General features: G+C 69.7%; 18 protein-coding genes and 2 rRNA genes. 9 read left to right on the plus strand and 11 right to left on the minus strand.

Annotation, left to right across the window (positions count from 1 at the left end; translation table 11 throughout):
• Positions 1–237 precede the first annotated feature (237 nt).
• Together OG624_RS16705 and OG624_RS16710 are read right to left on the minus strand one after the other, a co-directional pair.
• Positions 238–933: an HAD family hydrolase gene (locus OG624_RS16705; RefSeq protein ID WP_051763663.1), complete on the minus strand. Its 696-nt coding sequence runs from the start codon at positions 931–933 to the stop codon at positions 238–240.
• On the minus strand, positions 930–1,430 hold the full coding sequence (locus OG624_RS16710; protein WP_371639548.1) for a DUF6912 family protein: 501 nt from the start codon (positions 1,428–1,430) through the stop codon (positions 930–932). Before OG624_RS16710 ends, OG624_RS16705 begins: the two co-directional genes overlap by 4 nt.
• Before the next feature lie 326 nt (positions 1,431–1,756).
• Here OG624_RS16710 and OG624_RS16715 point away from each other — a divergent pair, with 326 nt between their 5' ends.
• The gene (locus OG624_RS16715; protein WP_078909567.1) at positions 1,757–2,182 is read left to right on the plus strand and encodes an Rv3235 family protein; all 426 of its coding nucleotides are present in this window, start codon (positions 1,757–1,759) and stop codon (positions 2,180–2,182) included.
• A gap of 130 nt (positions 2,183–2,312) precedes the next feature.
• On the opposite strand, the gene secA is transcribed toward OG624_RS16715, so the two are convergent.
• Positions 2,313–5,111, minus strand: a complete 2,799-nt coding sequence (gene secA, locus OG624_RS16720; protein ID WP_033224425.1) for a preprotein translocase subunit SecA — start codon at positions 5,109–5,111, stop codon at positions 2,313–2,315.
• A gap of 240 nt (positions 5,112–5,351) precedes the next feature.
• Here secA and OG624_RS16725 point away from each other — a divergent pair, with 240 nt between their 5' ends.
• Together OG624_RS16725 and OG624_RS16730 are read left to right on the plus strand one after the other, a co-directional pair.
• Positions 5,352–5,942: a GNAT family N-acetyltransferase gene (locus tag OG624_RS16725; RefSeq protein WP_371639549.1), complete on the plus strand. Its 591-nt coding sequence runs from the start codon at positions 5,352–5,354 to the stop codon at positions 5,940–5,942.
• A gap of 9 nt (positions 5,943–5,951) precedes the next feature.
• Positions 5,952–7,124 (plus strand): winged helix-turn-helix domain-containing protein, encoded by a 1,173-nt coding sequence (locus OG624_RS16730; protein WP_033224421.1) that lies wholly within the window; start codon positions 5,952–5,954, stop codon positions 7,122–7,124.
• Positions 7,125–7,195: 71 nt separating this feature from the next.
• Here OG624_RS16730 and OG624_RS16735 read toward each other — a convergent pair whose 3' ends face one another.
• From OG624_RS16735 to mtrA, 6 genes are all read right to left on the minus strand, one after another.
• Positions 7,196–7,942: a response regulator gene (locus OG624_RS16735; protein WP_033224419.1), complete on the minus strand. Its 747-nt coding sequence runs from the start codon at positions 7,940–7,942 to the stop codon at positions 7,196–7,198.
• Between the two features lie 209 nt (positions 7,943–8,151).
• Positions 8,152–8,847 carry a ribosome hibernation-promoting factor, HPF/YfiA family gene (gene hpf / locus OG624_RS16740; RefSeq protein ID WP_033224493.1) on the minus strand — a complete coding sequence of 232 codons (696 nt, stop codon included), beginning with the start codon at positions 8,845–8,847 and terminating at the stop codon, positions 8,152–8,154.
• Between the two features lie 326 nt (positions 8,848–9,173).
• Positions 9,174–9,923, minus strand: coding sequence for a ComF family protein (locus OG624_RS16745; RefSeq protein WP_033224417.1), 750 nt, complete (start codon positions 9,921–9,923; stop codon positions 9,174–9,176).
• Positions 9,924–9,990: 67 nt separating this feature from the next.
• Entirely contained in the window at positions 9,991–11,865 is a 1,875-nt protein-coding gene (locus OG624_RS16750) for an LpqB family beta-propeller domain-containing protein (protein ID WP_033224415.1), read from the minus strand.
• Positions 11,855–13,798 carry an MtrAB system histidine kinase MtrB gene (gene mtrB / locus OG624_RS16755; RefSeq protein ID WP_078909565.1) on the minus strand — a complete coding sequence of 648 codons (1,944 nt, stop codon included), beginning with the start codon at positions 13,796–13,798 and terminating at the stop codon, positions 11,855–11,857. The genes OG624_RS16750 and mtrB overlap by 11 nt, the downstream gene beginning before the upstream one ends.
• A gap of 22 nt (positions 13,799–13,820) precedes the next feature.
• Positions 13,821–14,510, minus strand: a complete 690-nt coding sequence (gene mtrA / locus OG624_RS16760; protein ID WP_199810456.1) for a two-component system response regulator MtrA — start codon at positions 14,508–14,510, stop codon at positions 13,821–13,823.
• A gap of 313 nt (positions 14,511–14,823) precedes the next feature.
• On the opposite strand from mtrA, the gene OG624_RS16765 reads away from it, so the two are divergent.
• From OG624_RS16765 to OG624_RS16790, 6 genes are all read left to right on the plus strand, one after another.
• Complete coding sequence (locus OG624_RS16765; RefSeq protein ID WP_033224413.1) at positions 14,824–16,074, plus strand: hypothetical protein; 1,251 nt, start codon at positions 14,824–14,826, stop codon at positions 16,072–16,074.
• 7 nt (positions 16,075–16,081) lie between these two features.
• Positions 16,082–16,762, plus strand: coding sequence for a DUF4129 domain-containing protein (locus OG624_RS16770; RefSeq protein WP_033224411.1), 681 nt, complete (start codon positions 16,082–16,084; stop codon positions 16,760–16,762).
• Positions 16,759–18,036 carry a DUF4350 domain-containing protein gene (locus tag OG624_RS16775; RefSeq protein WP_371639551.1) on the plus strand — a complete coding sequence of 426 codons (1,278 nt, stop codon included), beginning with the start codon at positions 16,759–16,761 and terminating at the stop codon, positions 18,034–18,036. Before OG624_RS16770 ends, OG624_RS16775 begins: the two co-directional genes overlap by 4 nt.
• A complete protein-coding gene (locus OG624_RS16780) occupies positions 18,033–19,019 on the plus strand; it encodes an AAA family ATPase (RefSeq protein WP_033224408.1) in 987 nt (328 codons plus the stop codon). The genes OG624_RS16775 and OG624_RS16780 overlap by 4 nt, the downstream gene beginning before the upstream one ends.
• Positions 19,019–20,329 (plus strand): DUF58 domain-containing protein, encoded by a 1,311-nt coding sequence (locus tag OG624_RS16785; protein ID WP_033224406.1) that lies wholly within the window; start codon positions 19,019–19,021, stop codon positions 20,327–20,329. The genes OG624_RS16780 and OG624_RS16785 overlap by 1 nt, the downstream gene beginning before the upstream one ends.
• 102 nt (positions 20,330–20,431) lie before the next feature.
• Positions 20,432–20,758, plus strand: coding sequence for a VOC family protein (locus OG624_RS16790; protein ID WP_244290942.1), 327 nt, complete (start codon positions 20,432–20,434; stop codon positions 20,756–20,758).
• 85 nt (positions 20,759–20,843) lie between these two features.
• Here OG624_RS16790 and rrf read toward each other — a convergent pair.
• Positions 20,844–20,961 (minus strand): 5S ribosomal RNA (rrf, locus tag OG624_RS16795).
• A 79-nt stretch (positions 20,962–21,040) separates the two neighbouring features.
• A 23S ribosomal RNA gene (locus tag OG624_RS16800) occupies positions 21,041–24,163 on the minus strand.
• Between the last annotated feature and the right edge of the window lie 158 nt (positions 24,164–24,321).

Genomic DNA, 24,321 nt, shown 5'->3' on the forward strand with positions numbered 1-24,321 from the left:
CATGATCGGCTGTACGTCCCGGGGGCGGGGATCAGCGAAGGCCCGGGCACGGTCGTGCGCCGGGCGCAGGCCGGAGGCTTCGGTGCCCCCGATGACTATCGCGCTGATCACGGGTACAAGGCTATCCCGACCTACCCCCAGGACGTCATTCGCTGCATCTGTACAAATCTTGGGGTGGAACTTTGACACTCTGGCCGGCGACGTGACCGGCCGTCCGTGCAGCGGCCCGTCCCGTCGCTATCCGGCCAGCTCGCGAGCTGTCCGGACGGCCTCGGCCAGGCTGTCGACGACCGGTACTCCGGCTGATTCCAGACTGCTGCGGCTGTGCGAGCCACCCGTGTAGAGCACGGCTCGGGCGCCGACGTGGGCGGCGGCGAGGGCGTCGTCCACGGCGTCTCCGATGAGGACCGTACGGTCCGCCGTCACCCCCGTCCCGTCCAGGGCGGCCAGGTGGCGTACGAGGTGTCCCGCCTTGGAGGTGTGGGAGGGGCCGACGCGGCCGTCGACGCGCAGGAAGTGCTGGTCGATGCCGTGGGTGCGGACCAGGGGGACGAGCTTGTCGTGGGGCGCGAGGGACAGCAGGGACTGGGTGAGCCCGTCCAGCTGCCAGTCCCGGAGCAGCTCGCGGGCGCCCTCGGCCAGCCCGGAGTCCGCTGCGGCGGCCCAGTAGTGGCGGTGGAAGGTGTCGTCCATGACGAGCCATTCCTCGTCGGTGGGCAGCCGTCCCATGAGGCGCTCGTAGAACTTCGGCACCGGTACGACGTACAGGTCGCGGTAGGTCTCCAGGGTGATCGGCGCGAAGCCGAGCTCGGCGAAGGAGGCGTTGGTCGCGACTATGACGGCGTCGATGTCGTGGAGGAGCGTCCCGTTCCAGTCCCAGACGATGTGGTTCGGGAGCGTCGAGGCGGTGGCCGCGGTGGTCGTGTCGGTCACTTCAGCAGCCCCGGAATCTCCTGCACGCCGAACCACAGCAGTTCGTGGTCCTCGGTGGCGTCGACGGTGTCCTGCGCGTCCGTGTCCCCGCCGTCGGCGGCCTCCAGGGCCCGTACGGCGGCCGCCACGTCCTCGTCGGCGTCATCGGCGTCCACGTGCACGGCGGCGGCCACGGCGAGCCGTACGGCGGCGCCGAGGGTCACCCGGCCGAGAGCGGCCTCGTCGTCCCCGGGAGCGGCGGTGGCGGCCTTGTCGTCGACGTCGAAGGCGACCACGACACGGCGGCGCGGGGCGCCCGCGTCCGCGGCGACCAGCCGCAGGGAGGCGAGGGCGGCCCGGTTCAGGGCGGCGTACTCCAGCTCCTCCATGTCCTGCGAGACGTACCACTCGCGGAGCCCGGCGGTGACGGCGTACGCCAACAGCGGGGCGGGGCCCAGCTCACCCGCCTTGTGCACCTCGGCGAGCCCGGGGAGGGTCAGGGGGACGTACACGCGCATGGCCGGCTGCTTTCGGTAGTCGGAAACGCCCTCAGGATACGACTCGGGCGCGGCCGGGCGGGTGATGGACTCCGTCCCCCTTCGGGGCGCAGGACCGGGAGCCGCGCCCGTCCACCCGGGTACGCGCACGGGCGCCGCCCGGGGCCGGTGACCGGCCGCCGCCCACCCTGATAGGTGAAGCGGGCCGGTGGTCGGGCGGGCCGCCGGCGTGGTTGCGGAGCCTGTGCGGCGGCCGTAGAAGATCCCCATCAAGTTACCGCCCGGTACCGCTCCGGGCCCGGCCTGTTCGGGGGCAGCTCGCGATGGACACCACGATGCGCGGCACGATGACCGGCAACGACGGCAGCCGCCGACGGCCCGCGGGCCGACCCCGGACCCGGCCCGCGGGCCGCCGCGACCCACGACGCCCGGCCGGCCCGCCGCTCACCCTGCGACAGGGCCCGCACCACTGGTTCGCCGAACACCTCCTCGCGGTGGTCAGCGGCCTGCGCCCGGTCCACTCGCTCCTCGGCCACACCATCGGCCCCGCCTACCAGCAGCTGATCACCCTGGCCCCCACGGACCCCCTCCGCGACCGCCTCCGCCCGGTGATCCGCCGGTGCGGACGCTTCACGCCCGGCCCGGGAGTCATCGAGGCCTTCGCCCGCATCGCCACCGGCGACCGCCTCACCGCCATGGCCTTCCGCCTCGAACAGGGCCCGGACCTCCGCTGGCGCTGCGCGGCGGTGGAAATCCAGGGGCCCCGCCCGTGAGCTGTCGCCGCCCGTTTCAGCCCCGCCGGCGTTCGAGGCGCGGGGGTCCGGGGGCGGCGCCCCCGGCAACGGCGCCGCACCGCACGACGCGGGGCCCCGGCCGACAGCTCACGCGCAACCCTGCGAAGGGTTACTTCTTCCGGCGACGCCCGCCCGCGGCCTTCTGCGCCTTGCGACGCTCCGCCCGCGTCATCCCGTCACCGTCACCGCCGGCGACGTCACTGTCGAAGTCGCCCTCGACGACACCGCCCTCCCCGTCCACCGTCGGGGCGGAGAAGTGCAGCCGGTCGGGCCGCTGCGGAGCGTCCAGGCCCTTCGCCCGGATCTCCGGACGCGCGCCCACCGGCTCCTTCGTCAGCGACGGCGCCGCGTCCTGCACCGGCAGCTCCTCGACCTGCTGCTCGACCTGGACCTCCAGGTTGAACAGGTAGCCGACGGACTCCTCCTTGATGCCCTCCTGCATGGCGTTGAACATGTCGAAGCCCTCGCGCTGGTACTCGACCAGCGGGTCCTTCTGGGCCATGGCCCGCAGGCCGATGCCCTCCTGCAGGTAGTCCATCTCGTACAGGTGCTCACGCCACTTGCGGTCGAGCACCGACAGGACCACGCGCCGCTCCAGCTCACGCATGATCTCGGAGCCGAGCGTCTTCTCGCGCGTCTCGTACTGCTCGTGGATGTCGTCCTTGACGGACTCCGCGATGAACTCGGCGGTGATGCCCGCGCGGTCGCCCGCGGCGTCCTCCAGCTCCTCGATGGTGACCTTCACCGGGTAGAGCTGCCGGAAGGCGCCCCACAGGCGCTCCAGGTCCCACTCCTCGGCGAAGCCCTCGACCGTCTCGGCCGCGATGTACGCGTCGATGGTGTCGTCCATCATGTGGCGCACCTGGTCCTGCAGGTCCTCGCCCTCCAGGACGCGGCGGCGCTCGCCGTAGATGACCTCACGCTGGTTGTTGAGGACCTCGTCGTACTTCAGGACGTTCTTACGCGTCTCGAAGTTCTGGGTCTCCACCTGCGACTGGGCCGACGCGATCGCGCGCGTCACCATCTTGTTCTCGATCGGCACGTCGTCGGGGACGTTCGCCATCGCCATGACGCGCTCGACCATCTGCGCCTTGAACAGACGCATCAGGTCGTCGCCCAGCGACAGGTAGAAGCGGGACTCGCCCGGGTCGCCCTGTCGGCCGGAGCGACCGCGCAGCTGGTTGTCGATACGGCGGGACTCGTGGCGCTCGGTGCCCAGCACGTACAGCCCGCCGAGCTCCTTGACCTCCTCGAACTCCGCCTTGACCGCGGCCTCGGCCCGGGTCAGCGCCGCGGGGAGGGCGTGCGCCCACTCCTCGATGTGCTCCTCCGGGTCCAGGCCCTGCTGGCGCAGCTCGGCCTCGGCGAGGTCGTCCGGGTTGCCGCCGAGCTTGATGTCGGTACCACGACCGGCCATGTTCGTGGCGACCGTGACCGCGCCCCGGCGGCCGGCCTGGGCGACGATCGTCGCCTCACGGTCGTGCTGCTTGGCGTTGAGCACCTCGTGCGGGATGCCGCGCTTGGAGAGCTGCTGGGAGAGGTACTCGGACTTCTCGACCGACGTCGTACCGACGAGGATCGGCTGGCCCTTCTCGTGCTTCTCCGCGATGTCGTCGACGACGGCGGCGAACTTCGCGACCTCGGTCCGGTAGATCAGGTCCGGCTGGTCCTTGCGGACCAGGTCGCGGTTGGTCGGGATCGGGACGACACCGAGCTTGTAGATCTGGTGGAACTCGGCGGCCTCGGTCATGGCCGTACCGGTCATGCCCGACAGCTTCGAGTACAGGCGGAAGAAGTTCTGCAGGGTGATCGTGGCGAGGGTCTGGTTCTCGTCCTTGATGTCCACCCCTTCCTTCGCCTCGATCGCCTGGTGCATGCCCTCGTTGTAGCGACGGCCGGCGAGGATACGGCCGGTGTGCTCGTCGACGATCATGACTTCGCCGTCGATGACGACGTAGTCCTTGTCGGCCTTGAAGAGCTCCTTGGCCTTGATCGCGTTGTTGAGGTAACCGACGAGCGGGGTGTTCACCGACTCGTAGAGGTTCTCGATGCCGAGCCAGTCCTCGACCTTGGCGACACCGGTCTCGTGGATGGCGACGGTGCGCTTCTTCTCGTCGACCTCGTAGTCGCCGGTCTCCTCGATGCCCTTCAGCGGCTGGCCGGCCTCGCCCTTGGTCAGGCGGGTCACCAGCTTCGCGAAGTCGCCGTACCACTTCGTGGCCTGGTCGGCGGGGCCGGAGATGATCAGCGGGGTACGCGCCTCGTCGACGAGGATCGAGTCGACCTCGTCGACCACGGCGAAGTTGTGGCCGCGCTGGACGAGCTCGTCCTGGGACCACGCCATGTTGTCGCGCAGGTAGTCGAAGCCGAACTCGTTGTTCGTGCCGTAGGTGATGTCGCAGCTGTACTGCTCGCGGCGCTGCGCGGGCGACATGTTCGCCAGGATGCAGCCGACCTCCAGGCCGAGGAACTTGTGCACCCGGCCCATCAGCTCGGAGTCACGCTCGGCGAGGTAGTCGTTCACCGTGATCAGGTGGACGCCCTTGTCGGACAGCGCGTTCAGGTACGCGGGCAGCGTGCCGACGAGGGTCTTGCCCTCACCGGTCTTCATCTCGGCCACGTAGCCGAGGTGCAGCGCCGCGCCACCCATGATCTGGACGTCGTAGTGCCGCTGGCCGAGAACGCGCTTGGCCGCCTCGCGCACGGTCGCGAACGCCTCGGGCAGCAGGTCGTCCAGGCTCTCGCCGTCCTGGAAACGCTGCTTGTACTCGTCCGTGAGCGCCCGCAACTCGGCGTCGGAGAGGTTGACGAAGTCCTCTTCGATGGAGTTGACCTGGTCCGCGATGCGGTGCAGTTTGCGCAGGATCTTGCCTTCGCCTGCACGCATGAGCTTGTTGAAGACGGACACCGAGGTTTGTCTCCTTGCCGGTCGGGCCTGGGCACTGTACGTACACGGGCACGGCAGGTGGGCCCCACCGCAACGGCCATCGTAAGCGAGGACGTGGCCGCGTCGGGAGGTCCGCCGTTTCCCTGAGGGCACGGGTGCCCGGATTGAGAACGTACGGGGGACACCGAAGGTGCCGCATCGCCCGGAGGGATCACCGAAAATTGTTCGCCCCCGTCACCGGGACGGCAGCAGAATTCGTTCATGGAGCCCACGACACTGAGCACGGACCGATTGGTATTGCGGCCTTTCACCGCCGCGGACGAGGACGAGGTCTACGCCGCGGCGCAGGACGCCGACATCCAGCGCTGGACGGTGGTCCCCTCCCCCTACGGGCACGCCGACGCGCACGCCTTCGTGAACGAGATCGCCCCGACCGGCTGGCGCGAGGGCACGGCCATGCCCTTCGCCGTACATCTGGGGGCGCGGGGCCCGCTGGTCGCGTCCGTCGGCGTACACGTCCGCGGCACCGGCGGCTTCGCGAGCCACGAGATCGGCTACTGGGCGACCAAGGAACACCGCGGCCACGGCTACATGACCGAGGCGGTCCTGGCCGTCGCCCGCTGGGCCTTCACCGAGCTGGGCGTCGCCCGGCTGGAATGGCGGGCCGAGGTCGGCAACGCGGGCTCCCGCGCCGTGGCCGAGAAGGCCGGCTTCCGGGTCGAGGGCGTCATGCGGGCCGGCATCGAGCAGCGCGGCACCGCCCGCGACTGCTGGGTCGGCGCCCTGCTCCCCTCCGACCTGGGCCTGCCCTCGCGACTGCCCTACCTGCCCGCTGTCAGTGGTACGTCCTAGTCTGCTGGGATGACTTCGGGCACCGCTTCGCTCTCCCTGTCCGCCGACGACGCCCGGCGCATCGCCCTGCGCGCGCAGGGCTTCCTCGGCGCCCCCGACCGGCGCGGCGGGGTCCGCGGGGTCCTGCGCCACCTGGGCGCCGTGCAGCTGGACACCATCTCGGTCCTGGCCCGCTCGCACGAGCTGATCCCTTACGCGCGCCTGGGCGCCGTGGGCCGGGACGCCGTCGAGCGGGCGTACTGGTCGGACCGGCACGCCTTCGAGTACTGGTCGCACGCCGCCTGCATCCTGCCGATCGAGGAATGGCCGCATTTCGCGTTCCGCCGCCGGGCCAACCGGGCACGCGGCCACCGCTGGCACATCCTGGAGGACAAGCAGCACTCGACGCGGGCGGTCCTGGACCGGCTGAAGGCGGACGGCCCGCTGACCTCCACCGAACTGGGCGGCGCCAAGAACGGCGGCGAGTGGTTCGAGTGGTCCGAGACCAAGATCGCGGTGGAGTGGCTGCTGGACACCGGCGAGGTGGTCTGCAGCGAGCGCCGCGGCTGGAAGCGGGTCTACGACCTGCCCGAGCGGGCCGTTCCCGACGCGTTGCTCCACGACGACCTGGACGACCGCGAGTGCCTGCGCCGCCTGGTCGCCCTGGCCGGCCGGTCCCTGGGCGTCGGCACCCGCGCCGACCTCGCGGACTACCACCGTCTCAAGGGCGAGCAGTTCGACGCGGTGGTCGCGGACTCCGGGCTGGTCCCGGTCGAGGTGGAGGGCTGGTCCAAGCCGGCCTGGGCGGACCCGGCGGCTCTCGCGCAGCCCGCCAGGGGCCGCCACCGCACGACGCTGCTCTCGCCGTTCGACTCCCTGGTCTGGGACCGCCCCCGCACGGAGCGGATCTTCGGTTTCACGCACCGCCTGGAGGCGTACGTGCCCAAGCCGAAGCGGATACACGGGTACTTCGCGATGCCGCTGCTGGCCGGCGGCCGGCTCCAGGGCCGCGTCGACCCGGCCCGCGAGGGCCGCACCCTGGTCGCCCGGCAGCTCTCGCTCACCTCCCCGAAGGCCGCGGGCGCGATGGCCCTGGCTCTGCGGGAGGCGGCGGAATGGGTCGGCTGCGAGGACGTACGCGTCGAACGCGCGAGTTCGCCCGCGGAAGCGGCGGCCGTCACCGCGGAACTGGCCGCTCTCTGAGCCCTGGGGATGTCCTGCCGGTCGGGCCGGACATCCCGTGGGCCGGCCAGGCCGTCCCTTCCGGGGACGGCCTAGCGGATTTCGAGGATCTTTTCCCGCATCGCGTAGACCACGGCCTCCATCCGGGAGTGCAGCTGCAGCTTCTCCAGGATGTTGCGGACGTGGTTCTTCACGGTGTTCTCGGAAATGAACAACTGCTTGGCGATATCACGGTTGTTCATACCGGTGGCCACCAGCTTCAGGACCTCCAGCTCCCGGTCCGTCAGCCGCGGCGCGGGCACCAGCCGCCGCTCGTCGGTCCGCTGGATCATCGACTTGAACTCGGTGAGCAGCTTCGACGCCATCGACGGGCTGATCTGCGACTGGCCGTCCGCCACCGCCCGGATCGCCGTGGCCACCTCGTCCGTCGAGATCTCCTTCAGGAGGTAGCCGGTCGCGCCCGCCTTGATCGCGTCGTAGAGGTCCGCCTCCTCGTCGCTGATCGTCAGCATGATGATCTTCGCGGAGGGGGCCACCTCCTTGATCGAGGTGCACGCCTCGATCCCACCGCGCCGGGGCATCCGCACGTCCATCAGCACGATGTCCGGAAGCAGGTCGGCCGCCTTGTCCACGGCCTCCGCCCCGTCCCCGGCCTCACCGACGACCTGGATGTCCTCCTCCTGCGCGAGGACGATCTCCAGTCCCCGCCGGAAGAGCGCGTGGTCATCGACCACGAGCACCCTGATGGGCTCCCGGGCGGTCTCCTGCGCCGGGTCGTCCGTCCCGCGGCAGCCCGCGACGCCGTCGTCCCCGCGCACCGGCCCGAAGCTGTCCGCCATCGTTCCTCCCCCTGCATGTGCTCAGCTGCTGGGCCAACCGGACACACACCGCAGCCGGTTGACTGCACGCCATGATTCCATGCCCGCGCCACGGCCCGGGGGCCACAAGTGAGCCACCTGGCGCATACCCGTCGTACACCCGTCACACAGATGCCCCCGGGCGGGCGCCTGAGCGCCTGCCCGGGGGCGACGAACCGATGTGATCGATCTCAGCCGCCGAGCGCGCCACCGGCGCCGCCCCGCGGCTCCTCCGAGCTGGAGGCACCGTCCGGGTTCACGTGGATGACTCCGTAGTCATAGGCATGACGGCGGTAGACAACACTGGGCAACTTCGTCTCGGAGTCGACGAACAGATAGAAGTCGTGGCCGACCAGTTCCATCTCGTACAGGGCCTGGTCGAGCGACATCGGTGCGGCCGAGTGGGTCTTCTCGCGGACGATGAGCGGGCCTTCGCCCTGCACCTCGATGGATCCGATCCGGGTGATCGGTACCCCGTCCTTCTTCTCCTCGGACACCGGCTGGCCGCTGCCGTTCAGCGAGGCGACGCCCGGCACCACGTCGGCGACCTCCGCCGCCGAGATCCGGCCGCTGCCGCGGCGGGTGTAACGCTTGTCGTGCTGCTTGCGCAGCCGGGCCTCCAGCTTGTCCTGAGCGAGGTCCAGCGCCGCATACGCGTCGGCGGCGGCGGCCTCGGCCCGGATCACCGGGCCCCGCGAACGCAGGGTGATCTCCACGCGGTCGGAACGGTCGGCCTGACGCGGGTTGTGCTCCTTGGACACCTCGACGTCCAAGCTGATCACCTTGGCGTCGAGCTTCTGGATCCGCTCCGGATTCAGCTTCTCGGCCACGTGCTTGCGGAACCGCTCGGGCACCTCGGTCTTGCGGCCCTTGACGACGATGTCCACGCAGAACTCCGTTCCCGGATAGCTCCACCCGACGGGGCGAAGCGTCTCCCTTTCGCACCAGACTCCGGTGAAGGCCGGAGCCTCGGACTTGGCGACTTTCACCTCCTCCTCCCCCATCGGCAAGATCAACACCCCACCGACTTCGGAGTCGAGAGACAGCCTCCTGAGTTCCTTACAACCGAACATATCCCTCTATGGCGGTTGTCGGCACCCGCTACCGGAATGTACTTCCGACGAAGTGGCTGTTCCCTCTTACTACCTGCAACGATGGGCCTTCCCCGCCAGTTCCGAATCTATTCACAAGATTTTTCTTCTGTACGAGTTGCTCAAACGCGCGGCACCCGCTCGATCCGTCTGAACGAGTCCGCCGGCGCGGCCACCACCGCCGCCCTCAGCGCCGCCCCCGGGCCCGTGACCAGCCCCGCGGCACGCACCGCCCGGGCCGCCTCCGCCAGCGTCGCCCCGGTGGTGACGAGGTCGTCCACCAGCACGATCCGGGTCCCGTCCGGCAGGAGCGCCCGCGCACCCCGGCGCACCGCCAGCGCCCCCGCGAGGTTCTCCCGGCGCTGCCGGGCCCCCAGCCCCGCCTGGTCCGCCACCGCCCGCCGCAGCCCCAGTACGGGCGCCACCCGCGCGCGAACACCCGTCCGCCGCAGCCGCCCCGCGGCCGCCAGGGCGATCCTGCGCGCCGGATCGTGCCCGCGCGCCCGCACCTGCCGCCGCGCCGACGGGACCGGGACCAACGCCACCTCCCCCGCGCCACCCGGCCCGGACACACCACCGCGGCCGGCACCGCCCGCGACGGCCACCGCCAGCGCGGCACCGAGCACCCCGGCCAGCGGCAGCGCCCCGCGCTCCTTGTGGGCCAGCAGGAGGCTCCGTACGGCCCCCTCGTACACGGCGGCGGCCCGTACCACCGGCAGCCCCGCGGGCCGCGGAGACGGCCGCACCGGCCCCTCCCCGGCCCCGCTCAGCGCATCCCGGCACTCGGCGCACACCAGCACACGGACCGCCCCGCAGCCGGCGCAGTCCACCGGCAGGACCAGCCCGGCGAACTCCTGCCACCAACCCCGCACGGCTCCACACTGACGGGCGCGGCACCACCCCGCGACCCCTGTGGACAACCCGCTCCGCGAGGGCGGGTCAGCCCGGGTACACCGGAGACCGGCCGCCCGCCACCGTGCGCCACTGCGCCCCCGGCGGCAGCCACACGATGCCGTCCTCCGAGTAGGCGACCACCGGCTTCGGCTTCGCCTCGTCCTCCGTGGCCGCGACCGCCACCTCCGACAGCCCGGTGGCCCCCGGCAGGCTCGCCGCGACCATCGAACCGTCGGCCAGCATGTAGCGGGCCTGCTGCACGCCGCCGTTCTCCCGGCCCACCACCAGCAGCCGCCCGCGCGGCGCCCAGCTCATCGCCGTCACGTCGACCATCTGCGGGGCCGCCGGACGCAGCTCGCGCACCGACACCGCCGAGGAGTCCGTCTTGCCGTCGGGCCGCTCGATCCGCCCCACGTAGAGCACCTTGTTGCCGTCGGGCTGCTCCACCAGCAGCGCGATCCGCGCCCCGTCCGCGGACGCCTTCAACGAGACGATCTTTCGCCCGTCGAGCCCCGCGACCTGCACCTTCTCCGGCGTCCCGGCACCACCGGGCACCCGCCACAGCCCCAGCGCCTGAGGATCCCGGTCCGCGACCCACAGATCACCCGAAGCGTCCCAGCTCGGCGCGGTCAGCAGCGCCGCCTTGCCGCCCTTGCCGATCGGCAACGGCTGCGGCATCGTCCCGCCCCCGACCAGCGCGACGACGTACAGCGCGTGCTCGTCCTCGGAGATCACGGCCGCGCGCCGCTCGTCGTGCGAGACCGCCGCCGATCTGACCTTGAACCCCGGAGGCGTGGCCAGCGGCCCCGGCACCGATTCGAACCGGGCCTGCTGGTCCTCGCTGCTCGTGTCCAACTTCATCCGGACCAGCCGCTTGTCGTTGTCGACGAAGTACTGGAACTCGGGAATCTTGGGCCGCCCCGCGATCGCGGTCGCGCTCACCTCGCTCACCGAGCACAGCGACGTCGACTTCCCGCCGGCCCGCACCAGTTCGACCTGGTCCAGCCGGGAGCCCGTCAGATCCTTGACCGTGTACAGGAGTTGGGTGGCCATCTTCTTGCACTGCGGCTGCGCGACGTTCTCGGCCTTCTCGTTGAGCGGCACGCGCAGCGTGTTCTGCCCGTCGTACGAAAGGGACTTGGTGCCCGGGCTCAGTTCCGTACCGGTGGGGAAGCTGGACTCCACGACCGGGGCCAGCCACCGCGAAGGACCGGCCAGCAGCGACTGCACGGTCTGCGTGGTCGGGTCCATCCGCGAGTCCGGATCGGTGCGCTGACGCACGTAGACGGGATCGGCGACGAGCGTGCCGCCCGCGAAGTAGTACTTGTTGACCGGCATGTAGATGCGCTGGAAGTCCGACTCGCTGAGCACCAGCCCGCTCGGCGGGGTCGAGATCCGCCACTGCTTGTCCTCGTTCTGGACGAGCTGGAGGAACTCCTCGTACTCCCTTGCCCCGGTCTGCGGCTGGTACGCGCTGTGCTCGTCGACGGTCGCGAGCTTCTTGCCGGTGACCTTCCAGCGGGGCCCTTCGGGGTCCTTCTCGCCCCGGTTGGGAACCCGGTTGAGTCCGGAGGACAGCACGGTGACGGCCGAGCCGGGCTTCCAGTTCTTCGCGGCGGCCTCGGTCAGGTACTTCCGGGCGGTCTCCAACTGCGGGTCGTCGCTGGTCATCGCCTCCAGGAAGCCGTCGACGATCTCCGCCGGGCTCGCCTTGTCCGCGGGCGGTACGCCGAACACCCGCACCTGCGAGTCCACGCCCTGCGAAGCCTGCACCGGGCGGATGTCACCGCTGTCCGGCATGGAGGCACAGCCGGCGAGCAGCAGCCCGACCGCCCCGAAGGCGTACGCCCGTACGGTACGCAGCCGCCGGCGCCGCACCCGCGCACGCCCCGCCCGCGCGTCCAAGGGCTCAGCGTCCATCGGCTCGGTCCTCCTGTTGTGCCTGGTCGGCCGGGCGGGCCACGACCCTGGCCCCGTTCCCCGGCAGGGCCGTCGGGTCGGCGGGCACCGGCATCGCACCGGCGACGGGCGAGCGCGGCGGTATCGACGAACGGTCGCCCTGCTCCGCGGGCGTACGCTCCGCCGCGCCACCCGCGGCCTCGGCCGCGGCCCGGGCCCGGTTGGCGCGGTTGGCCCGCGAGTCCTCGGGCTCCAGCGGGATGGGCGAGCCCCGCAGCGGCTCGTCGGCCGTGCGCGGCAGGGTCAGGCGGAACTGCGAGCCGCCGCCCGGCTCGCCCCAGGCCTGCAGCCAGCCACCGTGCAGCCGGGCGTCCTCGACGGCGATGGACAGGCCCAGGCCCGTCCCACCGGTCGTACGCGCCCGCGCCGGGTCGGCCCGCCAGAACCGGTTGAAGACGCGGGTGGCCTCGCCGGGCTTCAGCCCGACCCCGTAGTCCCGTACGGCGACGGCGACGGCCCCACCCGCGGACGCCAGCCGCACCACCACATCGCGTCCCTCGCCGTGCTCCACGGCGTTGACGACCAGATTGCGCAGCACCCGCTCGACCCGCCGGGCGTCCGCCTCGGCGATGACCGGCTGGGTGTCGCCCAGGACCCGGATCCGGGTGCCCTTGTGCTCGGCGAGCGGCTCGGCGCCGTCGATGACCCGGCGCACGACGTCCCGCAGGTCGATCGGCTCGGCCTCCAGGGCCGCGGCCCCGGCGTCGAACCGGCTGATCTCCAGCAGGTCGGCCAGGAGCGACTCGAACCGGTCGAGCTGCCCGGCGAGCAGCTCGGCGGAGCGCGCGGTGATCGGGTCGAAGTCGACCCGGGCGTCGTGGATGACGTCGGCGGCCATCCGTACCGTCGTCAGCGGGGTACGCAGCTCGTGCGAGACGTCCGAGACGAAGCGACGCTGCATCCGGGACAGCTCCTCCAGCTGCTGGATCTTGTTCTGGAGGTTCTGCGCCATCTTGTTGAAGGCCTCGCCGAGACGCGCGATGTCGTCCTCACCGGTGACCTTCATCCGCTCCTGGAGCCGCCCGGCCGAGAGCCGCTCGGCGATCCCGGCGGCCATCCGCACAGGGGTCACCACCTGGCGTACGACGAGCCAGGCGATCCCGCAGAGCAGGACGACGACGAACAGACCCGCGGTCACGATGGTGACCTTGATCAGATTGAGGGACTCCTCCTCCTGCGTGAGCGGGAAGAGGTAGTACAGGTCGTACGGGTCACCGTTGATGTCCGAGAGACGCTTGCCGATGACCAGCGCCGGCTCGGGCTCCTTCGCCCCGTCCCCGCTGGTGTACCGGATCTCGGAGAAGGTCTTGAAGGCACCGGTGGCATGGTTGACGGCACGGCGCAGCCCCAGCGGGACGCTGGCGGTCGGGTCCACGTTCCCGGAGGCCCGGGCCCCCTTGACGCCCTGCGTCCCCGGCAGCGCCTCGTCGCCCGTTCCCGCGCCCAGCGCGACGACCTCGAAGGCGGTCTGACCCCCACTGGCCAACTGCTTGACCAGGGAGTTCATCCAGGTACTGGCATCCCTGCCGACCTTGTTGTCGGTGGCGTCGGGCCCGTCCACCGCGGCCGGGGCGTTGGCCTTCTCCTGCGCCACCGCGAACCCGCCCGCGGCCTGGCTCTGCGCCGCCTCCTCCTTGGCCTCCAGGAGACCCCTGCTGACCTGGGCGATGACGACGAAGCCCAGGGCGAGGACCACGGCGAGCGAGATCAGCAGGGTGGCCGCGACCACCCGGAGCTGGATGTTGCGCCGCCACAGGCGGACAGCCGGAAGCAGCGGCCGACGGGCCACCCGTACGAAGAGCCGTAGGACGCGGCTGCTCGACGCACGGTCCCGGAACAGCCGACCGAGGCGCAACTTCCACGGGCGGAGGCCGCCCGGGACCCTGCCGGACATGCCGGAGGTGCCGGACTGCACGTCAGCTGGGTCCGGCCTTGTAGCCGACACCACGCACCGTCACGACGATCTCGGGGCGCTCCGGATCCTTCTCGACCTTGGAGCGCAGGCGCTGCACGTGCACGTTGACCAGGCGGGTGTCCGCCGCGTGCCGGTAGCCCCAGACCTGCTCCAGCAGCACCTCACGGGTGAAGACCTGCCAGGGCTTGCGCGCGAGGGCGACCAGCAGGTCGAACTCGAGCGGGGTCAGGGCGATGGAAGCGCCCTCCCGCTTGACCGAGTGCCCGGCCACGTCGATGACCAGGTCACCGATGGCCAGCTGCTCGGGCGCGGGCTCCTCCGACCGGCGCAGGCGCGCCCGGATACGGGCCACCAGCTCCTTCGGCTTGAACGGCTTGACGATGTAGTCGTCGGCCCCGGACTCCAGGCCCACGACGACGTCCACCGTGTCGCTCTTGGCGGTGAGCATGACGATCGGCACGCCGGACTCGGCCCGGATGAGCCGGCACACCTCTATGCCGTCCCTTCCGGGCAGCATGAGGTCCAGCAGCACCAGGTCGGGCTTCGCCTCCCGGAAGGCCGCCAGCGCCTTGTCGCCGTCCGCTACGAACGACGGCTCAAAACCTTCTCCACGCAGCACAATGCCGAGCATCTCGGCCAGCGCGGTGTCGTCGTCGACGACAAGGACTCGTCCCTTCATGCTTGACATCATCCCATTAGCTAATCGTTACCCGGCGGTGAGCTGTCCCACAGCCAAAAGGGCTGGAAATCGACCCTCGGACCTGCGTGGAGATCAGCTCCACGCAGTCTGCCCCGATCGGGTCGACTATTGAAGGTACGGGCTGCGAAGACCCCTCAGCACCGCCCGGGATCGACCGACCGGTCAGGATCGCCCCGAACCGGCCCTCCCCGCCCCGCCATCGTGCCCGATCCGCCGCCCACCCCCTACTCCGTTCGGGCCCCCTACGTGGCACGATGGCAGCGACCAGCGCCCCGCCGCGGCAGGCGCACATGAAGGAGTGACGATGAACGACTCTCCGGGCTGGGCTTCGCCCGGATCCTCTCCGTCCGACGGCGAGCGGCCGGGCACCGACGGCGGCGCGCAGCAGCCCGCAGCGCCCGAACAGCCCGCGCAGCCCACCGGCGGCCCGAAGTGGTCCGCCGAGCAGCCGCCGCCCGGTCAGTGGTCGAGCCCGGGCACCACGCCCGAGACCCCGCAGGCCCAGCCGCAGCCCACCACGGGCTGGGGACAGCAGCCAGGCACCCCTCAGGCGGGCCAGTACGGCTCCCAGTACGGCTACCCGGGCGGCCCCGGCCAGTGGGGCCGCCCCGCCGCCGCGAAGCCCGGTGTGATCCCGCTGCGGCCCCTGGGCCTCGGCGAGATCCTCGACGGCGCCGTCGCCACCATGCGCACCCACTGGCGCTCGGTCCTGCCGATCACCCTCGTCGTGGCCACCGTCGTCCAGATCATCAGCGTGATCGTCCAGAAGTTCATGCTGGACGACATCACCTTCGCCGCGGACCCGGACGCCGGCCCCGAAGAGGTCTTCGACTCGCTCGGCAGCACCCTCGGCGCCTCCGCGGTGATCCAGTTCATCCAGGCCCTCGGAACGATCGTGGTCACCGCGATGCTCACGATGGTCTTCAGCCGCGCCGTGCTCGGCCAGCAGTCCTCGGTCTCCGGCGCCTGGCGCGAGGCCCGCCCCCAGCTGCTGCGCCTGATCGGGCTCACCCTGCTGCTGGCCCTCGGCGCCGTCCTGCTCGGCGCCGTCCTGATCCTGCCGGGCGCCCTCACCGACAACGTCGGCCTCGTCATCCTCGGCGTCTTCGTCTGGGTGCCGCTCCTGATCTGGCTGGGCATCACGTTCAGCCTGGCCTCGCCCGCCCTGATGCTGGAGAAGAGCTCGGTCCTCAAGGCGTTCGCCCGCTCCTCGAAGCTCGTCAAGAACACCTGGTGGCGGATCTGCGGCATCACGATCCTCACCACCCTGATCGCCTTCTTCATCTCGGCGATGATCGTCGCCCCGTTCCAGATCCTCAGCCTCCTCGCCTTCAGCGGTGGCCTCGACGCCCTGGAGGACGGCAGCGGCATGAACAACTGGGGCGCGCTGATCGCCCCCGCGATCGGCCTGATCATCGCGCAGACCATCGTCATGCCGTTCCAGTCCGGCGTCACCGTCCTGCTCTACGTCGACCAGCGCATCCGCCGCGAGGGACTCGACCTGGAGCTCGCCCGGGCCGCCGGCCTCGAGAACTACGGCACGACCGGAGGCTGACGCACAGATGATGAGTACGGGGGGCCTCATCACCCGCGCCACGACGCTCCTGCCGAGCGCCGAGACACCACCGGTGACGACACCGCGCGAACCCGCCAGGGAAGCGGCCGAACGCGAACTGTCCAAGCCGATGTACCACGAGAACGACCCGAGCCTGTTCGACCGCGCCCTGCGCAAGTTCTTCGACTGGCTCGACGACCTGCTCGGCGCCGCCTCCGGGGCGACCCCCGGAGGCGGCTTCGGCCTCTTCGTGATCCTCGTCCTCGTCCTCCTCGCCGTCGGCGCCCTCTGGTGGCGCCTGGGCACCCCCGGCCGCATCACCACCGGCGCCGGCGTCCTCTTCAGCGACAGCACCCGCAGCGCCGCCGACCACCGCACCGCCGCCGACGCCCACGCCGCCGCCGGCCGCTGGACCGAGGCCGTCCAGGAACGCATGCGCGCCGTCGTCCGCTCCCTGGAGGAACGCACCCTGCTCGACCCGCGCCCCGGCCGCACCGCCGACGAGGCCGCCGCCGAAGCCGCCGTCTCCCTCCCCGACCACGCCGCCGAACTCCGTGCCGCCGCCCGTACCTTCGACGACGTCACCTACGGCGGCCGCACCGCCGACGCCGACACGTATGCCCGCCTGCGCACCCTCGACCTCACCCTGGACCGCGCGAAGCCGCTGCTGACGGGACCCACCGCATGACCGGCCCGACCGACCCGGCCGCACCGACGGCGACGGCGGCCCCGCCCGCGTCCGAGGCGCGGGAGCCCGAGGTCACCGCCCCCCTCCCCGCTCCCGCACCCGGCGACCCCGACGCGCGCACGCGCCGCATCCGCCAAATCCGCCGTGCCCTCACCGCCGTCGCCGTCCTCGCCGCCGGCGTCATCGTCACGGCCGCCCTCAACTCCGGTTCCCGCCACGGCTACCTCAACCCCCGCACCACCGACCCCTTCGGCAGCCATGCCGTCGCCGAGCTCCTGAAGGAACGCGGCGTCACCACCCGCGTCGTCACCACCGCCCGCGAGGCGGCCGACGCCGCCGGCCCCCGCACCACCCTCCTGGTCACCGACCCCGACCGGCTCGGCGCCACCCAACGCGGCGTCATCCGCTCGGCCATCGACCTCTCCGGCGGCCGCACCGTCCTCCTCGCCCCCAGCAGCCACAGCCTCACCGAGCTCTCCCCCGGCGTGCAGACCGCGGGCGACGCCGACACCGAACACCCCGCCCCCGGCTGCACCTTGCCCGCCGCCACCTCGGCCGGCCGCGCCGCGACCGGCGGCGGCCTCCGCTACACCACCACCCTCCCCGGGGCCACCGCCTGCTACCCCAGCGGCGGCCACCCCACCCTCCTCGTCCTGCCCACCGGCCCCACCGGCGGCGACACCGTCCTCCTCGGCTCCGAGACGATCCTCCTCAACGAGTCCCTCGCCGACGAAGGCAACGCCTCCCTCGCCCTCCAACTCCTCGGCTCCCGCCCGAATCTCGTCTGGTACCTGCCGTCCCTCGCGGACTCCGACCCCGACACGGCGCCCTCCGGCGAGGACAAGAGCCTCCTCGAACTCGTCCCGGCCGGCTGGTCCTGGGCCCTGCTCCAACTCCTCGTCGCCGCCGTCCTCGCCGCCCTCTGGCGCGCCCGACGCCTGGGCCCCCTCGTCACCGAGAAGCTCCCCGTCGCCATCCGCGCCTCCGAGGCCACCGAGGGCCGCGCCCGCCTCTACCGCAAGGCCGACGCCCGCGACCGCGCCGCCACCGTGCTGCGCGCCGCCACCCGCGAACGCCTCGCCGCACTGGTCGGCGTACCCCACGCCCAGGCCCACGACCCCGCGGCACTGGCCCCGGCCGTCTCCGCCCGCCTGACCGGCGAGCCCCGGGACGTGACCGCCCTCCTCTTCGGCACCACCCCCTCCGACGACGCGGCACTCGTCGCGCTCGCCGACCACCTCGACGCCCTCGAAAGAGAGGTTTGTACGTCATGACGTACCCGGCCACCGAGTCCACGGCAGTGACCGCGGACAGCGCCCGCGCTTCCCTCGAAGCGCTCCGCACCGAGATCGGCAAGGCCGTGGTCGGTCAGGACTCCGCCGTCACCGGCCTCGTCGTCGCGCTCCTGTGCCGCGGCCACGTCCTCCTCGAAGGCGTCCCCGGCGTCGCCAAGACCCTCCTCGTACGAGCCCTGGCCGCATCCCTCGAACTCGACACCAAGCGCGTCCAGTTCACCCCGGACCTGATGCCGAGCGACGTCACCGGCTCCCTCGTCTACGACGCCCGCACCGCCGAGTTCTCCTTCCAGGACGGCCCGGTCTTCACCAACCTCCTCCTCGCGGACGAGATCAACCGCACCCCGCCCAAGACCCAGTCCTCCCTCCTCGAAGCGATGGAGGAGCGCCAGGTCACGGTCGACGGCACCCCCCGCAAGCTCCCCGACCCCTTCCTGGTCGCCGCCACCATGAACCCGGTCGAGTACGAGGGCACGTACCCCCTTCCGGAAGCCCAGCTCGACCGCTTCCTCCTCAAGCTCACCGTCCCCCTCCCCTCCCGCGAGGACGAGATCGGGGTCCTGACCCGCCACGCCGCCGGCTTCAACCCCCGCGACCTGCACGCCGCCGGCATCCGCCCCGTCGCCGGCCCCGCCCAGCTCGAAGCCGCCCGCCAGGCCGTCGCCGAGGTCTCCGTCTCCCCCGAGATCGCCGGCTACGTCGTCGACATCTGCCGCGCCACCCGCGAATCGCCGTCCCTCACCCTCGGCGTCTCCCCCCGCGGCGCGACCGCCCTGCTCGCCACCGCCCGCGCCTGGGCCTGGCTCACCGGCCGCGACTACGTCACCCCCGACGACGTCAAGGCCCTCTCCCTGCCGACCCTGCGCCACCGCGTCCAGCTGCGCCCCGAAGCGGAGATGGAGGGAGTCACCGCCGACGCGGTGATCACGGCGATCCTCTCCCACGTCCCCGTCCCGCGCTGATGGCCCTCACCGGACGCGCCGCCCTGCTGGCGGCCCTCGGCAGCATCCCGGTCGGCCTCCTCGAACCGAGCTGGACCGGCATGCTCGCGGTCAACGGCCCGATCGCGCTCGCCTGCGCGCTCGACGGCGCCCTCGCCGCGCCCGTACGCGGCCTCGTGCTGGCCCGCTCCGGAGACACCTCGGTCCGCCTCGGCGAACCGGCGGACGTCCACCTCACCGTCACCAACCCCAGCAGCCGCAAGCTCCGGGCCCGCGTACGGGACGCCTGGCCCCCCAGCAGCTGGCTCCCGGGCACGGAGACCGCCGCGTCCCGCCACGAGGTGGTGGTCCCCGCGGGCGAACGTCGCCGCCTGACCACCCGACTGCTGCCCACCCGCCGCGGCGACCGCCAGGCCGACCGCGTCACGATCCGCTCCTACGGCCCCCTGGGCCTGTGGGCCCGCCAGCGCTCCCAGGCGTCCCCCTGGACCGTCCGGGTCCTGCCGCCCTTCACCAGCCGCAAGCACCTCCCGTCCCGGCTGGCCCGCCTGCGCGAACTCGACGGCCGTACCAGCGTCCTGACCCGCGGCGAGGGCACCGAGTTCGACAGCCTCCGCGACTACGTCCCCGGCGACGACACCCGCTCCATCGACTGGCGCGCCACGGCCCGCCAGAACAAGGTGGCCGTCCGCACCTGGCGCCCCGAGCGCGACCGGCACATCCTCATCTGCCTGGACACCGGCCGTACCTCGGCCGGCCGCGTCGGCGACGCCCCCCGCCTGGACTCCGCGATGGACGCGGCCCTGCTCCTCGCCGCCCTGGCCACCCGCGCCGGCGACCGCGTGGACCTGCTGGCCCACGACCGCCGCCCGCGCGCCCAGGTCCAGGGCCGCTCGGCGGCCGACACCCTCCCGTCGTTCGTCAACGCGATGGCCACCCTGGAACCGGAGCTGGTCGAGACGGACGCCAGGACCCTGGTCTCCACGATCCTGCGCAGCGCCCCGCGCCGCTCCCTGGTGGTCCTCCTGACGAGCCTGGACGCGGCTCCGATCGAGGAGGGCCTGCTGCCGGTCCTCCCCCGCCTCACGCAGCGCCACACGGTCGTGCTGGCCTCGGTCGCCGACCCGCACGTCGCGGCCATGACAAATGCACGGGGTTCGGTGGACGCGGTCTACGAGGCCGCGGCCGGCACCCAGACCCAGTCGCAGCGCCGCCGCACGTCCGACCAGCTCACCCGCCACGGCGTCCACGTGGTCGACGCCACCCCGGACACCCTGGCCCCGGCCCTGGCGGACGCCTACCTGGCCCTGAAGGCCGCCGGCCGCCTCTAGGACAGCCCGCGAGTCGCCCTTCGACCGCCGATCGCGAACAGCAGGACGACCTTCACGGGCACGTACGGCGATGTGAGGATATCGACCACGGCTATCGATTCAGTGGTCGTACGACAGCGCGTCGAGGATCTGGACGCGGCTGTGCCCTTCTACGAGAAGTTGACCGGAAGCACCGCGTCACGGTTCGCTTTCGCCGGCGTCACGCTGGCGAGCGTCGGTCCGTTCCTCCTGTTCGCGGGGCCCGACGAGGCGGCGCAACGGGTGGCGGGAGTGGCGGCGACGCTCGTCGTCGCCGACCTGAACGCCGCGGTCGAGGAGGCCCAAGGAGGTGGAGCCGAGATCGTCATGCCGATCCAGCCCACTCCGAACGGCCACCGCGCGGTGCTCCGGCACCCCCACGGCGGCGTCTTCGAGTACATCGGCCCCTGAACCCGTCCGGTTCCCGGTGGCCCCAGAACGCAGAAAAGCCCCGCACCGAACCCATAAGGGCTGGTGCGGGGCTTCCGCAATGATTGTTCGGCGGCGTCCTACTCTCCCACAGGGTCCCCCCTGCAGTACCATCGGCGCTGAAAGGCTTAGCTTCCGGGTTCGGAATGTAAACCGGGCGTTTCCCTAACGCTATGACCACCGAAACACTATGAAATTTAGAACATGCTGGTGTTGACACAGCTGTTCGTTATTTCAGAACTAACACAGTGGACGCGAGCAACTGAGGACAAGCCCTCGGCCTATTAGTACCAGTCAGCTTCACCCGTTACCGGGCTTCCACATCTGGCCTATCAACCCAGTCGTCTACTGGGAGCCTTACCCTCTCAAGGAGGTGGGAATACTCATCTTGAAGCAGGCTTCCCGCTTAGATGCTTTCAGCGGTTATCCCTCCCGAACGTAGCCAACCAGCCATGCCCTTGGCAGGACAACTGGCACACCAGAGGTTCGTCCGTCCCGGTCCTCTCGTACTAGGGACAGCCCTTCTCAATATTCCTACGCGCACAGCGGATAGGGACCGAACTGTCTCACGACGTTCTAAACCCAGCTCGCGTACCGCTTTAATGGGCGAACAGCCCAACCCTTGGGACCGACTCCAGCCCCAGGATGCGACGAGCCGACATCGAGGTGCCAAACCATCCCGTCGATATGGACTCTTGGGGAAGATCAGCCTGTTATCCCCGGGGTACCTTTTATCCGTTGAGCGACGGCGCTTCCACAAGCCACCGCCGGATCACTAGTCCCGACTTTCGTCCCTGCTCGACCCGTCGGTCTCACAGTCAAGCTCCCTTGTGCACTTACACTCAACACCTGATTGCCAACCAGGCTGAGGGAACCTTTGGGCGCCTCCGTTACCCTTTGGGAGGCAACCGCCCCAGTTAAACTACCCATCAGACACTGTCCCTGATCCGGATCACGGACCGAGGTTAGACATCCAGCACGACCAGAGTGGTATTTCAACGGCGACTCCACAACCACTGGCGTGGCTGCTTCAAAGTCTCCCACCTATCCTACACAAGCCGAACCGAACACCAATATCAAACTGTAGTAAAGGTCCCGGGGTCTTTCCGTCCTGCTGCGCGAAACGAGCATCTTTACTCGTAGTGCAATTTCACCGGGCCTATGGTTGAGACAGTCGAGAAGTCGTTACGCCATTCGTGCAGGTCGGAACTTACCCGACAAGGAATTTCGCTACCTTAGGATGGTTATAGTTACCACCGCCGTTTACTGGCGCTTAAGTTCTCAGCTTCGCAACCCCGAAAGGTCACTAACCGGTCCCCTTAACGTTCCAGCACCGGGCAGGCGTCAGTCCGTATACATCGCCTTACGGCTTCGCACGGACCTGTGTTTTTAGTAAACAGTCGCTTCTCGCTGGTCTCTGCGGCCACCCCCAGCTCACGGAGCAAGTCCGATCACCAGTGATGGCCCCCCTTCTCCCGAAGTTACGGGGGCATTTTGCCGAGTTCCTTAACCATAGTTCACCCGAACGCCTCGGTATTCTCTACCTGACCACCTGAGTCGGTTTAGGGTACGGGCCGCCATGAAACTCGCTAGAGGCTTTTCTCGACAGCATAGGATCATCCACTTCACCACAATCGGCTCGGCATCAGGTCTCAGCCTTAATGAGGGACGGATTTGCCTACCCCTCGGCCTACACCCTTACCCCGGGACTACCACCGCCCGGGCTGGACTACCTTCCTGCGTCACCCCATCGCTTACCTACTACAAGTCTGGTTCGTCGGCTCCACCACTTTCCTTTCCCCGAAGGGTCCGGAACGGCTTCACGGACTTAGCATCGCCTGATTCGATATTGGGCGTTTCAAAGCGGGTACCGGAATATCAACCGGTTGTCCATCGACTACGCCTGTCGGCCTCGCCTTAGGTCCCGACTTACCCTGGGCAGATCAGCTTGACCCAGGAACCCTTAGTCAATCGGCGCACACGTTTCTCACGTGTGTATCGCTACTCATGCCTGCATTCTCACTCGTGAACCGTCCACAACTAGCTTCCGCTGCTGCTTCACCCGGCACACGACGCTCCCCTACCCATCACAGCGGGCGTTGGCCCTATTGCTGCAATGACACGACTTCGGCGGTACGCTTGAGCCCCGCTACATTGTCGGCGCGGAATCACTTGACCAGTGAGCTATTACGCACTCTTTCAAGGGTGGCTGCTTCTAAGCCAACCTCCTGGTTGTCTCTGCGACTCCACATCCTTTCCCACTTAGCGTACGCTTAGGGGCCTTAGTCGATGCTCTGGGCTGTTTCCCTCTCGACCATGGAGCTTATCCCCCACAGTCTCACTGCCGTGCTCTCACTTACCGGCATTCGGAGTTTGGCTAAGGTCAGTAACCCGGTAGGGCCCATCGCCTATCCAGTGCTCTACCTCCGGCAAGAAACACACGACGCTGCACCTAAATGCATTTCGGGGAGAACCAGCTATCACGGAGTTTGATTGGCCTTTCACCCCTAACCACAGGTCATCCCCCAGGTTTTCAACCCTGGTGGGTTCGGTCCTCCACGAAGTCTTACCTCCGCTTCAACCTGCCCATGGCTAGATCACTCCGCTTCGGGTCTAGAGCGTGCAACTCAATCGCCCTGTTCGGACTCGCTTTCGCTACGGCTTCCCCACACGGGTTAACCTCGCTACACACCGCTAACTCGCAGGCTCATTCTTCAAAAGGCACGCAGTCACGACTGTATGTGCAAGCACATACAGCGACGCTCCCACGGCTTGTAGGCACACGGTTTCAGGTACTATTTCACTCCGCTCCCGCGGTACTTTTCACCATTCCCTCACGGTACTATCCGCTATCGGTCACCAGGGAATATTTAGGCTTAGCGGGTGGTCCCGCCAGATTCACACGGGATTTCTCGGGCCCCGTGCTACTTGGGAGATTCTTAAGCAAGCCGCTGATGTTTCGTCTACGGGGGTCTTACCCTCTACGCCGGACCTTTCGCATGTCCTTCGACTACATCAACGGTTTCTGACTCGCCGACCGGCCGGCAGACCGATCAAAAGAATTCCCACAACCCCGCATGCGCAACCCCTGCCGGGTATCACACGCATACGGTTTGGCCTCATCCGGTTTCGCTCGCCACTACTCCCGGAATCACGGTTGTTTTCTCTTCCTGAGGGTACTGAGATGTTTCACTTCCCCTCGTTCCCTCCACACTGCCTATGTGTTCAGCAGTGGGTGACAGCCCATGACGACTGCCGGGTTTCCCCATTCGGACACCCCCGGATCAAAGCTCAGTTGGCAGCTCCCCGGGGCCTATCGCGGCCTCTCACGTCCTTCATCGGTTCCTGGTGCCAAGGCATCCACCGTGCGCCCTTAAAAACTTGGCCACAGATGCTCGCGTCCACTGTGTAGTTCTCAAACAACGACCAGCCACCCATCACCCCACCAGACAAGCTGGCGAGTTCACTGGGGCCGGCACTGAAGATCGCAACCTTACGGCCGTACCTTCAGGACCCAACAACGTGCCAAGCATCTTCGTTCGTCC

This window comes from Streptomyces virginiae, assembly GCF_041432505.1.
Classification (GTDB): domain Bacteria; phylum Actinomycetota; class Actinomycetes; order Streptomycetales; family Streptomycetaceae; genus Streptomyces; species Streptomyces virginiae_A.